This is a genomic window from Endozoicomonas sp. ALC020, from assembly GCF_049275935.1.
GTDB lineage: Bacteria > Pseudomonadota > Gammaproteobacteria > Pseudomonadales > Endozoicomonadaceae > Endozoicomonas_A.
In genome coordinates this window covers 3,486,068-3,502,944 of the sequence record NZ_CP184830.1, presented here as the reverse complement: position 1 = coordinate 3,502,944, position 16,877 = coordinate 3,486,068, and the positions used below count along the sequence as shown (strand labels likewise).

Sequence of the window (16,877 nt, the reverse complement as noted above, 5' to 3'; positions counted from 1 at the left end):
GCTGATAACCACCTCTGGTGTCAGAGACAAAAAAACACACTTATTTTCTTGATCTATCCTTCCTCTCTGTAAACCAGAAAGCAAGGATAGATTTATTAAACACTCACTTTTTGTGGCACTCTTTTTGCTGTCGCTGTCTGTCGTCTGCCTGGCTAAACCCTTGACAAGATGCTTTCTTATCGAGCTTGAACAGAATGCAGATTTTTCAAACCAGAATTTTTTTATACAGCTTGACCGACGAACATTGTCAGGCACCCCGTCTGACATTGCCGATACAAACGGTCATACGGAACCTGATTCACCACCTGATAAAAAACGACACAAACCATCCAATTACGGGATGAAAACCACCCTTATTGAGTCGATTTTCTGGCACTGCCTATACGCTACGAATCTGCTCGTTGCTTATGAACTGATCCTGACTACCAAAAACATCTCTCTGTGCCCAACCCTTTATTCATGGTTACCTCTGGAAACGGTTATCACTGTCGGCTGGATTTTAAAAAATCACCCGTTTTCCATTACCACTATAATGAACGGTTCTGAACAGAACCAGCCTCAATATCAGCCATCACAATCATCGGGTCAGCATACCCCACAGGCCGCTACTCATATTACAAGCTATTACACCAGCCCTCTGTATTCTGACTCTGGCAGCGGTAATGAAGACCCTCAAGAACACCTGCATACTTTGGGTTTAAATTGTTTTATCTATCCCTGTAAAGGTGTTTGTCGATTTCGACAATCTTCCGACCCTTCCAATAGGGTAGACGGGGTCGCCTCAGACGGAGTCGCCTTAGACTCAATGGTTGCATGGGCAGCCGATACAACTCCCCCGGTCGGACAAGCAACCTGTAACGTGATCCTGATCGCAGATGATGGCCAGCTGCGACAATGTGGGAAGATCTTCAGGAATGCTGAATCTCTCTCGGTTCATAAAAGCAGCACCCACAATGAGCGAAAAACCTGTAAAATGGTCGTACTCTGGGAGGATGAACAGCCACAACCATGGGGGATTCACTGCAAGAGTGCTCAGGCCCCGCGAGATCACAAAAGAATAGCTCACACGAGACAAAAAACCTGTGACTTGACTGTGCTCGGGGCGAATAGCCAGCTGCAGCCTTGCGGGAAGGTCTTCAAGAATGCACGATCACTGTCATCTCACAGAAGCGGCACCCATACCGGGCAACAAGCCTGTGATATAAACGTGCTTGGGGAGGATGGCCAGCTGCATCCATGCGGGAAGGTCTGCAAGAATACTCATTCCCTGTCGAATCACAAAAGCCAATATCATACCGGGCAAAAAGCCTGTGACGTAAGAGTCGTCGGGGAGGATGGCCAGTCACGGCCATGCGGGACAGTCTGCAAGAATATTCCAGCCCTGTCGTATCACAAAGGCAAATACCACACCAGACAACAAAGCTGTGACTTGACCATACTCTGTGAGGATGGCCAGCCGCAGCCGTGCGGGATGACCTTCAAGAGTGCAAAAGCCCTCTTGGATCACAAAAGCAGATATCACAGCGGGCAACAAAACTGTCCCGTGACAGAAGTCGGGGAGAATGGACAGCCACGAACCTGCGGAATGATATGCAAGAATGCTAAAGCCCTATGGGATCACAAAAGCAGAGTGCACTCCGGGCAAAAAAACTGTGAAGAAAATGTGGTCGGAAAGGATGGTAAGCCGCAACCATGCGGGAAGCTCTTCAAGCATGCTATGGCCCTCTCGAATCATAAAAGAAGCGCCCACACCGAACAAAAAGCCTGTGAATTTACAGTGATTGGAGATAATGGCCAGTCGCGGCCATGCGGAGTAGTCTGCAATAATGCCAAAGCTCTGTCGAATCACAAAGGCAATTACCATACCGGGAAAAAAACCTGTGGCATCACTGTGCTCGGAGAGGGTGGTCAGCTGCGAAGATGCGGGAAGGTCTTCAAAAATGTATCATCACTGTCGTCTCACAAAAGCAGCGTCCACACCGAGCAGCAAACTTGCGAAGCTACTGTGATTGGGAAGAATGGCCAGCCTCTGCCATGCGGGACAGTCTGCAAGAATGCCAAAGCCCTGTCGAATCACAAAAGCAATCATCACACCGGGCAACAAACCTGTGAATTCATCACAGTCGGGGAGGATAACCAGCAGCGGCCGTGCGGTAGGATCTTCCGCAGTATTGCGTCTCTGTCGGCTCACAAAAGCAAATATCACACCAGACAAGAAACCTGTGACTTAAACGTGCTCGACAAAAATGGTCTGTTGCGACCATGCGAGAAGGGCTGCAAGAATACTCAAGCCCTGTCGAAGCACAAAAGAACACATCGAAAACGCAAGTCTCTTGATGCGGACCGGAACGATTACCTGACACTTTGAACTGAAACCGGCCCTTTCATTGGGAAAACACAAAAACATACTTACTTGCTTGCTTGATCTATCCTTGCTCTCTGTAGACTTGAATACAAGAATAGAATCATTAAATACTCACTCTTTGCAGCACTGCTGATACTGTCGCTGTCTGTCACCTGCCAGGCTAAACCTTTGACAAGACGTTATATTGTCGGGCTTGAACAGAATGCAAATTTTCCAAACCAGAACTTTTTTATAAAGCTTGACCGAAGGGTATTGCCAGGCAACACAACGGACATTGTCGACACAAACGGCTATGCAGAACCCTATTCACAGCTTGATGACAAACGACACAGACCTGACAGCTACAGGTTGAAAACGTTCTTCATTCAGTCAATTTCGTGGCAGTGGTTTTATGCTACGAATCTGCTGGTTGCTTATGGACTGTTTCTGACCACCAATGACATCCCTTTAAGCTCAAGCCCTTATTCATGGATACCTGAAGAAACAGTTATCGCTGTGGGTTGGCTTTTAAAAAGCGATTGGAATCCCTATTCATCCCTGTATAACCCGATTGAACCACAAGAAGCGAGTCAGCCCCCCCCGTTTGCAATTTCCGCTATGATGGCTGGCTCTGAACATGCTCCGCAACAAGGCCAACCATCAGAATCACCCGGCCAACAGCCCCCCGCTCATATTAAAGGCTATTTCTACAGCCTCCTTTATTCTGACTCTAACGACGGTAACGAAGACCCTGAACAACACTCGCATACTTTAGGTTTAAACTGTTATATCTATCCCTGTCATGGCATTTGTCAATTCCGACAATCTTCCAATCCATACAATAGCGGTGCGTTGGCTTTTGAAGAAAGTTCGACAGACCACACAGAGACAAACCCAGAACCAGACTCATGTCCCTATTCGGCAAATACACACTACTATCTTTATAAATTTGAAGACGGGGTCGCCTCAGACGGGGTTTTCCTTAACCTAATGGGAGCAGGATCAGCTGATCCAACTCACCTTGCAGGGCAAACAAAGTGCAATGAAATAGTATCAGGGGAGGATGGCCAGCAGCGACAATGCGGGAAAGTCTGCAAAAATGCCAGAGCTCTGTCATCTCACAGAAGCAAGTACCATAGCGGAAAAAAAGCCTGTGACTATACGGTAACCGGCGAGGATGGCCGACCTCAGCCATGCGGATTGCTCTGCCAGAATAACAGAGCCCTGTACAATCACAAAAACACCGATCATATCGGACAAAAAACCTGTGGTGTGACTGTGGTCGGGGAGGATGGCCAGCAGCGACCATGCGGGAAAGTCAGCAAGAATGCTCAAGCCCTGTCATCTCACAAAAGCGCATACCATACCGGGCAAAAAATCTGTAATTTGACCGTGCTCAGGAAAGATGGCCAGCTGCGACTATGCGGTCAGGTTTTCAAGACTTCACGATCACTGTCGTTTCACAAAAACAGCGCTCACAGCGAGAAAAAAATCTGCGAATTTACAGTGATTGGAGATAATGGCCAGCCGCGACCATGCGGAACTGTGTGCAAGAATGCTGAAGCCCACTGGAGTCACAAAAACAGTTACCACAGCGGGAAAAAAACCTGTGGCATGACTGTCCTCGGGGAGGATGGCCAGCAGCGGGCATGCGGGAGGGTCTTCAAAAATTTAGCATTACTGTCGTCTCACAAAAGAGGCACCCACACCGGGCAAAAAACCTGTGAACTGAACCTGATTGATCAGGATGGCCAGCCGCAACCATGTGGAAAAGTCTGCAATAGTGCCAAAGCCCTCTCATCTCACAAAAGCAACTGCCACTCACGGCAAAAAGCCTGTGAACTGACTCTGGTTGATAAGGATGGTCAGCAGCGGGCATGCGGAAAGGTCTTCAAAAATTTAGCATCACTGTCGTCTCACAAAAGCAATTACCACTCAGGCCAAAAAACCTGTGAACTGCCCCTGATTGATAAGGATGGCCAGACGCAACCATGCGGAAAGGTCTGCAAAAATGCTCAAGCCTTCTCGGACCACAAAAAAACACATCGGAAACGCAAATCTGTTAATATGAATCTGAACGGCCTCCCTTGATCTGACTCCCGCCCTTTCATACGAAAGACACAAAAACACTCTTATTTTCTTGATCTATCCTTCCTCTCTGTAAGCCAGAAGACAGGGATAGAATTATTAAACACTCACTCTTTGCTGTACTGCTGTTACTGTCGTTGTCTGTCACCTGTCAGGCTAACCCCTTGACAAAATGCTTTGTTATCGAGCCTGAACAAAGTGCAGATTCTTCAAACCAGTATTTTTTTATAAAGCTTGACCGAAGAACTTTGTCAGACAGCCCGTCTGATATTGCCAACACAAACGGTTATACAGAACCCGATTCACCGCCTGATGAAAAACGACACAAACTTTACAATAACGAGATGAAAACGACCCTGATTGAGTCGATTTCCTGGCTACCTCTGGAAGCAGTTATCACTGTCGGCTGGCTTTTAAAAAATTATTGGAACCCGGGCTCACAGTTGTTTTATCCCATCAAACAACAAGAGGCGAGTCCTAATCACCCGTTTGCCATCACCACTCTGATGCCTGGCTCTGAACAGGACCAACCACAATTTCAGCCATCACAATCATCGGGTCAGCATACCCCACATGCGGCTAGTTATATTACAGGCTATTACACCAGCCTTCTGTATTCAGACTCTGGCAGCGGTAATGAAGACCCTGGACAATACCTGCATACTTTGGGTTTAAATTGTTTTATCTATCCATGCAACGGTGTTTGTCGATTTCGACAATCTTACGACCCATCCAATAGCGGAGCGCTGGTTTGTGAAAAAAGTTCGACAGACAACACTGGATCACCCCCTGTATCAGACTCATACCCCCATTTCGCTGATACACACTGCTTTGGTTGTACGTCTGTAGACGGTGTCGCGTCAAACTCTATGATTGCAGGGGCAGCCGAGTCAAGGCTCCCTGCCGGACAGGCAACTTGTAGCGTGATCCAGGTCGGAGATGATGGTCAGGTGCGGCAATGCAAGAAAGTATTCAAGAATAAAAAATATCTGTTGTTTCACAGAAGCAGATACCATACCGGGCAAAAAGCCTGTGTCCTGACATCAGTCGGAGAGGATGGCCGGCCAAGACCCTGTGGGAAGGTCTGCAAAAATACTCAAGCCCTGTCGAGTCACAAACACAGATACCATAGCGGGCAAAAAACCTGCAACTTGATCGTAATCGGGGAAGATGGCCAGAAACGGCCGTGCGGGAAGGTCTTCAAGAATGCTGTCGATCTGTCAATTCATAAAATCAGCACTCACTACGGGCAAAAAACCTGTTATGAGCCCGTTGTCAGGGAGAATGGCCAGACACAGCCATGCGGAAGGGTCTGCCAGAATCCTAAAGCCTTGTCTAATCACAAAAGAAATTTCCACAGCAAGCAACAAACCTGTGATGCGATCGTTGTCGGGGAGGATGGCCAGCTGCGGCCATGCGGAACGGTATGTCAGAGTGCTAAAGCTTTGTCGAATCACAAAAACAATTACCACACCGGGCAAAAAACCTGTGAAATAACCGTGGTCGGCAAGGATGGCCAGCTGCGGCCGTGCGGGAAGGTTTTAGGGAGTGCTCAATCTCTGTCTGCTCATAAAAGCAGCATCCACACCAGGCAACAAACCTGTGACCTATCAGTAATCGGTGCGGATAGCCAACCACGGCCATGCGGAACGGTCTGCCGGAATGCTAAAGCCTTGTTGAATCACAAAAGTAATTTCCACACCGGTCAACAAACCTGTGATATGACCGTTATCGAGGAGGATGGCCAGCTGCGGCCGTGCGGAACGATCTGCAAGAATGCTAAAGCCTTGTCGAATCACAAAAACAATCACCACACCGGGCAACAAACCTGTGAAGTAACCGTGATCAGGGAGGATGGCCAGCAGCGGCCATGCGGGAAGGTTTTTAGGAGTGCTCAATCTCTATCGTGTCATAAAAGCAGCATCCACAGAGGGCGACTAACCTGCGACCTATCAATAATTGGTGCGGATAGCCAACCACAGCCATGCGGAAAGGTCTGCCAGAATGCTAAAGCCTTGTCGAATCACAAAAGAAGAGACCACAGTGAGCCACAAACCTGCACTATGACAGTGGTTGGAAAGAATGGCCTGCAGCAGCCGTGTGGAAAGGCCTTCAGAAACGATCAATATCTGTCGGCTCATAAAAGCAGCGTCCACACTAGGCAACAAACCTGTGGCATAACCCTGGTCGGGGACGACGGTCTGCTGTGGCAATGCAGGAAGGTCTGCGAGAATGCTCATGCCCTCTCGGAGCACAAAAAAAGACATCGAAAACGCAAGCCTGTTTATGTGAACCAGCTCAATAACCTCACTCCTTGAGCTGATACCCGCACTTTAAGGGAGTGTCGCAAAACTCCAAAAACCCGCACCTTCGCTCTGCGTGGGAATACATAACTCTCCAGAAAAATTTTCTTGATCTATCATTTCCTCTTTAAACCAGAAGGCAGAGATATAATTATTAAACACTCACTCTTTCCAGCACTGCTGTTACTGTCTTTGTCTGTCGCCTGTCAGGCTGAACCCTTGACAATATGCTTTGTTATCAAGCCTGAACAGAATGCAGACTGTTCAAACCATAATTTTTTTATAAAGCTCGACCAACAAACCTTGTCAGATAAACCGCCTGACATTGCCGACACAAACGGCCACACGGAACCCTATTCATCACCTGACAAGATACGACGTAAGACTTACAACTACGGGGTAAAAAAGCCCCTCATTAAGTCGATTTCCTGGCATTGGCTATACGCTACGAATCTGCTGGTTACTTATAATTTGATCCTGACCACCAAAGACACCTCTCAATCCCCAACCCCTTATTCATTGCTGCCTCTGGAAGTGATTATCACTCTTGGCTGGCTTTTAAAAAACTATTGGAACCCCGACTCACTGCTGTTCAACCCAATTGAACAACAAGAGGCGAGTCAACATCACCCGTTTGCCATCACCACTATGATGGCTGGCTCTGAACAGGACCGACCACAATATCAGTCATCACAATCATCAGCGCAGCATCCCCCGCAAGTCAATACTCACTTTAAAGGCTATTACACCAGCCACCTGTATTCTGACTCTGGCGGCGGTAATGAAGACCCTGAACAGTACCTGCATACTTTGGGTTTAAATTGTTTTATCTATCCCTGTAACGGTGTTTGTCGATTTCGACAATCTTCCGATCCGTCTAATAGCGTAAACGGGGTTGCCTCAGACGGGGTCATCCTCAACTCAATAGCAGAAGTGGCAGCCGATAGCACCAGCCCCGCCGGGCAAATTACTTGCAACGTGATAGTGTTAGGGAAGGATGGCCTGCTGCAACAATGCGGAAGGGCCTTCAAGAATGCAAAAGTCCTGTCGGTTCATAAAAGCACATATCACACTGGACAAAAAACCTGTGACGCAACGGTAGTCGGGGAGGACTATCAGGAGCGGCTATGCGGGAGGGTCTACAAAAACACTAGAAGCCTTACATATCATAAATACAAATACCACTCCAGGCAAAAGCCTTGTGACGTAGTCGTGGTTGATGAGGATGGCCAGCGGCGACCATGTGGGACGATCTGCATAGGTTATTTTGCCCTGAAACAGCACAAATCACGAAAGCACGCTGCTCAAGAAACCTGTAACGTAACCGTGATCGGCGAAGATGGCCAACCGCAGTCATGCGGGAAGGTTTACAAGAATGCCCTATCCCTGTCATGTCACAAAAGCAACTTCCACTCAGGGCGACAATCCTGTAACGTGAACGTGGTCGGGGAAAATGGCAAACTACGTCCATGCGGAAAGGTTTGCAGGAATGCTCAAGCCTTGTCGTATCACAAGAGATCCTTCCACACCGTGCAACAAACCTGTCATGTAACCGTGGTCGGGAAAGGCGGCCACGCGCGAGAGTGCGGGAAAGTCTTAAATAATGCTCAGTCTCTTTCAGTTCATAAATATACATACCACACCGGGCAACAAACCTGTGATGTGACCGTGGTTGGTGGGGATGGCCAACAGCGGCCATGCAGGAAGGTCTACAAAAATGCTCAAGCCCTTTCGCATCACAAAAGCAGTGTCCACACTGGGCAACAAACCTGTGACGTGGTAATAGTCGGCAAGAATGGTCAGCAGCGGCCATGCGGGACGGTCTGTATGAATGCTCTAGCCCTGAGGTATCACAAAAAAAAAGTCCACTCAGGACAACAAATCTGTGATATGACAGTGGTCGCAGAGGATAGTCAGCAGAGACCATGCAGGAGGGTCTGCAAGAGTAATCAAGACCTGTCGAATCACAAGAGAAGACATCGAAAACGAAAGTCTGTTGATTCGGACCAGGGCGATGACCTCACTCCCTGAACTGACACCCGGCCTTTATGAGTAAGACACAAAAACACACTTATTTTCTTGATCTATCCTTTCTCTCTGTAATCCAGAAGGCAAGGATAGAATTATTAAACACTCAGTCTTTGCGGCACTTCTTCTGACGCTTTTATTACCTGTCGTTTATCAGGCCGAAGCATGTACAAGTCATTTTATTGTCGAGCCTGAACAAAATACAGGCTCTTCAAACGGGAATTTTTCTATAAATGGTGACCGCTACACATTGCCAAAAAAATCCTCAGAGATTGCCGACACAAATGGCCACGCAGAACACGAATTGCCAACGGATAAAAAACGACAGAGTTTTTATATTTACGGAGAAAAAATGCCTCTCACTGAGTTAATTTCGTGGGAATGCCTTTACACTGCGAATCTGCTGATTGCTAACGAACTGGCTCTAGCCACCAGAGACGCCCCTCTTCGCTCAAACCGCTATTCATGGATACCTTTGGAAGCGGTTACCACTGCCGGTTGGCTTCTAAAAAATTATTGGAATCGCTATTTACCTCTGTTTAACCCGATTGAACAACAAGAGGCGAGTCAAAATCGCCCGTTTGTAATCAACACTATGATGCCTGGTTCTGAGCAGGATCAACCTCAATATCAGCCATCAGAACCATCTGGCCAGCGTGCCCTGCAAGCCACCACTCACATTAGAGGCTATCACACCAGCCTCCTGTATTCAGATTCTGACGAAGGTAACGAAGACCCTGAAGGACAACTGCATACTTTGGGTTTAAATTGTTATATCTCTCCCTGTAATGGTGTTTGTCGATTCCGACAATGTTTAGATCCATCCAGTAGCGCAGGGTTGGTTTGTGAAGAAAGTTCAACAGGCTACGCAGAAGTAACATCCGGACAAAGCTCATGCCCCCAACTGGCCAGTAATGCCACCGGCCCTGCCCAGCAGGCAACTTGTAATGTGATAATGTTCGGGAAGGATGGCCAGCTCCGACAATGCGGGAAGGTTTACAAGAATAAAAAAATTCTTTTGTCTCACATAAGCGGATACCACACCGGGCAAAAAGCCTGTGACGCAATAGTGACTGGGGAGGATAACGAGCCGCAGCTATGCGGAGCGTCCTACCAGAATGCCAAAACTCTGTGGTATCACAAAAGCGTTGTCCACAGTGGGCAACAGACCTGTGTCGTAAACATAATCGGGGAAGATGGCCAACAGCGACCATGTGGAAAAATCTGTGAGAGTATTCGATCTCTGACGGTTCATAGAAGCAGATACCACACCGGGCAAAAAACCTGTTACGTAAACGTTATCTGTGAGGATGGCCAAGAGCGGCCATGCGCAAAGGTATGCATCAATAATGCTGCCCTGATGCACCACAAATCAAAAGATCACTGCACACAACAAACCTGCGGCATAACCGTGATCGGGGATGATGGCCAGCCGCAGCCGTGCGGAAAAGTATGCAAGAGTTATCGATCACTGTCATCTCACAAAAACTACTTCCACACCGGGCAAAAAAACTGTGACGTGATAGTGGTTGCTGAGAATGGCCAGCAGCGAGCATGCGGAAAAATCTGCAAGAATTCTCATGCCCTCTCGGAGCACAAAAGCAGCAACCACTGCGAGCGGAAAACCTGTAACGTGACCGTGGCTGGAGGGGATGGTCAGCAGTGGGCATGCGAGAAGGTCTGCAACAACGCCAGAGCCCTCCGGGAACACAAAAGAATATTCCACACCGGGCGACAAATCTGCGACATGCCAGTAATGGGAAAGGATGGTCGGTCGCGGCCGTGTGGGAAGGCCTTCAAAAATGCCAAAGCCATAATGGATCACAAAGGAAGAATCCACACCGGGAAAAAAAACTGTGACTTAATAGTACTCAAAGAGGATGGTCAGCTGCAGCAATGCGGTAAGATCTGCAAGAATGCTCATGCTCTCTCGGAGCACAAAAGAAGACATCGAAAACGCAAGCCTCTTGATGTGGGCCAGCAAGATGACCTCAGTCCTTGAACTGACACCCGCTCTTTTATGAGTAAGGCACAAAAACACACTTACTTCCCTGGTCTATCCTTCCCCTTGGTAAATCAGAAGGCAAGGATAGAATTATTAAACTCTCATGCTTTGCAGCACTGCTGTTGCTGATACTGTCATTATCTGTCTTCTGTCAGGCCGAGCCGTTGACAGAGCCTTTTATTGTCGGATCAAACGACCATACAGTGTCTGATTTGCCATTGGATGACAAACGACACAGAAATGACAATTACAGAATAAAAATAAACTTCATTGACTCGATTTCATGGCAATGGCTTTACGCCGCGAACCTTCTGGTTACTCTTCAACTGATCCTGTCTGGCAAAGACGCCTCTTTAAGCTCCAATCTTTATCCATGGCTATCTGTAGAAACGATTATCGTTGTTGGTTGGCTTTTAAAAAGCAATCGGTCCCCTGATTCAGCGTTGTTTATGCCTCTTGAACAACAAGCGAGATTTATGTTGACAGAGGTGGATCTCTCGTTTGCGATCAACACTATGATGCCTGGCTCAGAACCTAATCAAGCACAGGCCCAGCCCTCAGAATCATCCATCCAACAAGCCCCACAAATCACAACCTACCCTATAGGCTATTTCACCAGTCTACTGTATTCTGACTTTGATGACGGTAACGAAGCCCCTCAACAACACTCACATACTTTGGGTTTAAATTGTTTCGTCCATCCCTGTAATGATGTTTGTCAATTCCGAAAATCTTCAGATTCATCCGATAGCGGAGCGCTGGAATGTCGAGAAAGTTCGGCAGACCACACAGGCGCAACACTCGAACAAAGCTCAACCCCCCATCAAACTAATACACAATTTGATAGCTTCGACTCTACAGACGGAGTCGCCTTAGACGGGGTCGCCTTAGACGGGGTCGCCTTAGACGGGATCGCCCTGAACTCAAAGGTTACTCTTCTGGCCGATACAACTAATCCCCCGCAGCAAACAATCTGCAGAGAGTTATTAGTCGGAAAGGATGGCCAACTGCAGCAATGCGGGAAGGTCGCCAAGAATGAAAGAGCACTTTCATCTCACAAAAGCAGTTACCATACCGGGCAAAAAACCTGTGAGCTAACCGTGGCCGGGGAGAACGGACAACGGCGGCCATGCAAGATGACCTGCCAGAATGCTCAAGCCCTCTACGCTCACAAAAAAATCGTCCACAGCGGGCAAAAAACCTGTGACTTTACTGTGGTCAGGGAGGATGGCCGAAAGCGGGTATGTGCCATGGTTTGCAAGAATGCTCAATCTCTTTGGAATCACAAAAGCAAAAACCACGGCGGGGAACAAACCTGTAGAGCGACCCTGGTCACAGAGGATGGCCTGCAGCAACCATGCGGGAAGATCTACAAGAATTTTCAGGCTCTGTTTTATCACAGAAGAAAAGAGCACACCGGGATACAAACCTGTAACACAACCGTGGTTGGTGAGGATGGCCAGTCGCGGCCATGCGGTATGACCTGCAAGAATCTCGTAGCCATTGGGATTCACAGGAGCATCTTCCATTCCGGGCAACAAACCTGTGACGAGGCATTAGTCGGGAAGGATGGCCAGCAGAGGCCATGCGGGACGGTCTGTAAGAATGCTTCAATCCTCTCGGTTCACAAAAGCAAAGTTCACAGCGGGCAAAAAACCTGTGATGTGGCAGTGGTCGAGAAAGATGGTCAGCAGCGACCATGTGGGAGGGTTTGTAAGAGTGCCCATGCCCTGTGGGATCACAAAAGCAAAATCCACAGCGGGCAAAAAACCTGTGACGCAACGGTGGTCGTTGAGGATGGACAGCAACGACCATGCGGAAAGGTTTGCAAGAATGCCAGAACCCTGACGAATCACTATAGAAGAGACCACAGCGGGCCAAAAGCCTGTGAAGTGACAGTGATCGGGGAGGATGGTCAGCAGCGGCCGTGCGGGAAGGTCTGTGAAAATCTCCAAGCCCTGTCGAATCACAAAAGAATTCATCGAAAACGCAAGCCTTTTGATGTGAATTTAGACAATGACCTTAATCCTTGAATGGACAACTTCCTTTTCATGAGAAAGTTACAAAAACACACTTATTTTCTTGATCTATCCTTCCTCTCTGTGTAACAGGAGGCAAGGACAGAATTATTAAATACTCACTCTTTGTAGCACTGATGTTGCTGTCGTTGTCTGTCATCTGCCAGGCCAATCCATTGACGAGACGATTTATTGTCGAGCTTGAACACAATACAGATTCTCCAAACCAGAACTTTTCTGTAAAGCCTGACGGGCATATTTTGTCAGACAACCTGCCAGACATTGCCGGAAAAAACGACTATGCAGAGACCGTTCTGTCATCAGATGACAAACGACAAAGACCTGAAGAATACGGGGTAAAACGCTCCTTATTGGATCGATTTCACAGCAATGGCTTTACGCAACAAATCTCCTGGTTGCATACGAACTCATCCCGATCACAAGAAACACCCGTGAAAGCTCCCACCATTGTTCATGGGTACCTGTAGAAGCGGCTATCGCTGTCGATCAGCTTTTAACAAACTATTGGAACTCGTATTCACTGCTGTTTAATCCGATTGAACCAAGAGAGGCGAGTGAAAACCACACGTTTGCAATCACCACTATGATGCATGATTCTATAGATGACCAACAATAAGGCCAGTCATCAGAATCATCCGGCCAGCAAGCCCCACAAGTAACTAACCATTGTGCAGGCTCTTTCAATCATTTCCTTTATTCTGACTCTGGTGAAGGGAACCAAAGCCCTCAACAACACTCACATACCCTGGGTTTGAATTGTTTCGTCCATCCCTGCAACGGCCTTTGTCAATTTCTACAACCTCCCGATTCATCCGATAGCAGAGCAATCAAATCAGTAGAAATCTCGAAAGACTGCACAGGAGCCACACCCAAACCGGGATCATGCCCCCATTTAGGCAATAGACGACTGTAGTTGTAACTCTGTAAGTGGGGTCGCCTCAAATCCGATGGCTGCAGGATCAGCCAATACAGCTCCCCCAGCCGGGCTGGCAATCTGCAACGTGATAGTGTTCAGGGAAGATGGCCAGCTAATGCAATGTGGGAAGATCTACAAGAGTAAAAAATCACTGTCCTCTCACAAAAGCAACCACCACACCGGGCAACAAATCTGTGACGTAACCCTGCTTAGAGAGGATGGCCTGTCTCACCAATGCGGGGCGATCCGCAAAAGCGCTAAAGCCATGTCGGATCACAAAAGCAAATACCACAGCGGACAGAGAACCTGTGAAGTAAAAATGGTCGGAGAGGATGGCATTCAGCGACTATGCGGGATGGTTTGCAAGAGTACTCAGAGCCTGTTGGATCACAAAAGAAGAAACCACAGCGGGCAAAAAACCTGTAGCGTGGTCATAAACGGGAAGGATGGCCAACAACGTCCATGCGGGCTGATCTGCAAGAATGCTTCAGTCCTTTGGAATCATAAAAGAAGAAACCACTCCGGGCAACAAACCTGTAGCCTGCTCGTGATCGGGGAAGATGGCCAGCAACAACCCTGTGGAAAGGTCTGCAAAAATGCCATGGAGCTGAGGAATCACAAAAGAACACATCGAAAACGCAAGCCTGTTGATGTGAATTGGGGCAGTGGCCTTAATCCTTGAACAGACACTCGCCTTTCCATGAGCAATATACAAAAACACACTTATTTTCTTGATCTATCCTTCCTCTCTGTACACCAGAAGGCAGAGATAGAATTATTAAACACTCTCTCTTTGCAGCGCTGCTCTTGCTGTCGTTGTCCGTCATTTGCCAGGCCAAGCCATTGGTAAGACGTTTTATTGTCGAGCTTGAACAGAATGCTGATTTTCCCAAACAGCACTTTGCTATAAAACACGACTTGCGTATATTGTCGGGCCCTCCGTCAGGCATTGTCGACGAACACGGCTATGCAGAGCCCGGGTTGCCATCCCATAACAAACGACATAAACCTGACAGTTACGGAGTGAAAACCACCTTCATTGACTCGATTTCGTGGCAATGGCTCTGCACCACTAACCTACTGATTGCTTATGAACTGATCCTGACCAGCAAAGACAGCTCTCTATGGCGAAACGCTTATTCATGGCTGCCATCAGAAGCGGCTATCACTGTCAGTTGGCTCTTAAAAAGCTATTGGAACCCCAATTCAACGCTGTTTAGCCCGATTGAACAAAAAAAGGCGATTCAGGATCATCCGTTTGCGATCACCACTGTGATGGCTGGCTCTGAACATGTCTCACAACAAACCACACCATCAGAATCATCCGGCCAGCCAGTCCGACAGACCATCACCTTCCCTAAAAGCTATTTCACTCAACTTCTTTATTATGATTCTGCCGACGGTAACGAAAACCCTCAACAGCACTCACATACTTTGGGTCTGAATTGTTTCGTCCATCCCTGTATTGACATTTGCCAATTCCGACAATCTTTGGATTCATCCAAAAGTTCAACAGACCACACAGGATCAACACCCGGACAGAGCTCATGCTCTCATTTGGCCAATGCACACTGTTATCGTTGCAACTTTAAAAATGGCGTCGCCTCAGACTCAGAGAATACAGGGGTAGCCCATACAACTGGCAATGCCGGGCAATTAATCTGCAACATGATAGTGTTCGGGAAGAATGAGCAACAGTCGTCATGCGGGAAGGTCTGCAAGAATGCTCGCGCCCTGGCGGTCCACAAAAGATCACTCCACTGCGGGCAACAAACCTGTAACCTGCCCCTGGTCGGGAAGGATGGCCAACTGCAGCTATGTGGAAAGGTTTACAAGGGTAAATACGCCTTGTCGGATCACAAAAGAAAAGCTCACACCGGGCAACGAACCTGTAACCTTACCGTGATCGGGGAGGATGGCCAGCGGCGGCCATGCGGAGTGCTCAGCAAGAATCTACAGGCCCTGATGTCACACAAAAGAAGATACCACTGCGGACAAAAAACCTGTGACGAGATTGTGACCGGGAAGGATGACCGGCAACGGCCATGCGAAAAGGTCTTCAAAAATGCTTTAGACTTGTTTAATCACAAAAACAGGGACCACGCCGGACAAGAAACCTGTAACGAGATCATGATCAGGAAAGATGGCCAGCAAGAGCCATGCGGGAAGCTCTTCAGGAGCGCTAAAGCTCTGTCATCCCACAAAAGAACCCATACCGGGCAAAAAACCTGCGAGATGACCGTAGCCGGGAAAGATGGTCAGCGATGGCAATGCGGAAAGGTCTGCAAGAATAAAAAAGTACTTTCAACTCACAAAAGCCAATACCATACCGGACAAAAAACCTGTGTCGTAACAGTAGTCAGGGAGGATGGCGAAAAGCAGCCATGCGGAACAGTCTGCGAGAATGCTTATGCCCTGATGAATCACAAAAAAATACTCCACTGCGAACAACAAACCTGCAACCAGACCGTGGCCGGAAAAAATGGCCAGCTGCGGCCATGCGGGAAAGTCCGCAAAAATGCCAAGGCCCTGTTGTATCACAAAAGAGTAGCTCACAGCGGGCAACAAATCTGTGACCTAACCTGGCTTGGGAAGGGCAACCAGCGAGAGCTATGTGGGAAGGTCTTCAAGAATTTACAATCACTGTCGTCTCACAAAAGCAGCGCCCACAGCGGTCAAAAAACCTGTGCCGTAAAAGTGCTCACAGAGGATGGCATTGAGCAACTATGCGGTTCGGTCTGCAGAAGTGCTCAAGCCCTTCTGGATCACAAAAGCAGAGTCCACAGCGGACAACAAACCTGTGACAGTATCGTGGTGGGAGAAGATGGCCAGCAGCAGGCATGCGGCAAGGTCTTCGGTAATAGTAACTCTCTGTCATCTCACAAAACCAGATACCACAGCGGGCAAAAAACCTGTAGCCTGGCCATTGCCGGGAATAATGGCCAGCAACGGCCATGCGGAATGGTCTGCAAAAATACTCAGGCCCTGTCGGACCATAAAAGAAGAGACCACACCGAGCAAAAAACCTGTAACCTGTCCGTGATCGGAGAAAATGGCCAACAGCGACTTTGTGGGAAGGTCTGCACAAGTGCCTCAGAGCTGTCGAGTCACAAAAGAATACATCGGAAACGCAAGCCTGTTGATCTGAATTGAG

9 protein-coding genes are annotated in these 16,877 nt (G+C 48.1%); all 9 read left to right on the top strand.

All coding sequences use genetic code 11. The features are described from left to right. Window positions 1-160: 160 nt before the first annotated feature. The 9 genes from ACOJUO_RS12980 (at window position 161) to ACOJUO_RS12940 (ending at window position 16,876) form a co-directional block, all read left to right on the top strand. Window positions 161-2,368 (top strand): hypothetical protein, encoded by a 2,208-nt coding sequence (locus ACOJUO_RS12980; protein WP_422140047.1) that lies wholly within the window; start codon window positions 161-163, stop codon window positions 2,366-2,368. A gap of 165 nt (window positions 2,369-2,533) precedes the next feature. Beyond that, window positions 2,534-4,435 carry a hypothetical protein gene (locus ACOJUO_RS12975; RefSeq protein WP_422140046.1) on the top strand — a complete coding sequence of 634 codons (1,902 nt, stop codon included), beginning with the start codon at window positions 2,534-2,536 and terminating at the stop codon, window positions 4,433-4,435. Between the two features lie 161 nt (window positions 4,436-4,596). Continuing rightward, window positions 4,597-6,750: a hypothetical protein gene (locus tag ACOJUO_RS12970; RefSeq protein ID WP_422140045.1), complete on the top strand. Its 2,154-nt coding sequence runs from the start codon at window positions 4,597-4,599 to the stop codon at window positions 6,748-6,750. 93 nt (window positions 6,751-6,843) lie between these two features. Then, the gene (locus ACOJUO_RS12965) at window positions 6,844-8,766 is read left to right on the top strand and encodes a hypothetical protein (RefSeq protein ID WP_422140044.1); all 1,923 of its coding nucleotides are present in this window, start codon (window positions 6,844-6,846) and stop codon (window positions 8,764-8,766) included. A gap of 247 nt (window positions 8,767-9,013) precedes the next feature. Beyond that, window positions 9,014-10,765, top strand: a complete 1,752-nt coding sequence (locus ACOJUO_RS12960; RefSeq protein WP_422140043.1) for a hypothetical protein — start codon at window positions 9,014-9,016, stop codon at window positions 10,763-10,765. 125 nt (window positions 10,766-10,890) lie between these two features. Beyond that, window positions 10,891-12,801 (top strand): hypothetical protein, encoded by a 1,911-nt coding sequence (locus tag ACOJUO_RS12955; RefSeq protein WP_422140042.1) that lies wholly within the window; start codon window positions 10,891-10,893, stop codon window positions 12,799-12,801. 122 nt (window positions 12,802-12,923) lie between these two features. Beyond that, window positions 12,924-13,274 (top strand): hypothetical protein, encoded by a 351-nt coding sequence (locus ACOJUO_RS12950; RefSeq protein WP_422140041.1) that lies wholly within the window; start codon window positions 12,924-12,926, stop codon window positions 13,272-13,274. 480 nt (window positions 13,275-13,754) lie between these two features. After that, window positions 13,755-14,405: a hypothetical protein gene (locus ACOJUO_RS12945; RefSeq protein WP_422132430.1), complete on the top strand. Its 651-nt coding sequence runs from the start codon at window positions 13,755-13,757 to the stop codon at window positions 14,403-14,405. 125 nt (window positions 14,406-14,530) lie between these two features. Further along, window positions 14,531-16,876, top strand: a complete 2,346-nt coding sequence (locus ACOJUO_RS12940) for a hypothetical protein (RefSeq protein WP_422140040.1) — start codon at window positions 14,531-14,533, stop codon at window positions 16,874-16,876. The last annotated feature ends 1 nt before the right edge of the window (window position 16,877 follow it).

Coding starts and splice junctions, on each gene's coding strand:
- ACOJUO_RS12950 (WP_422140041.1), top strand. CDS start 12,924: ATGTTGCTGTCGTTGTCTGTCATCTGCCAGGCCAATCCATTGACGAGA.
- ACOJUO_RS12945 (WP_422132430.1), top strand. CDS start 13,755: ATGGCTGCAGGATCAGCCAATACAGCTCCCCCAGCCGGGCTGGCAATC.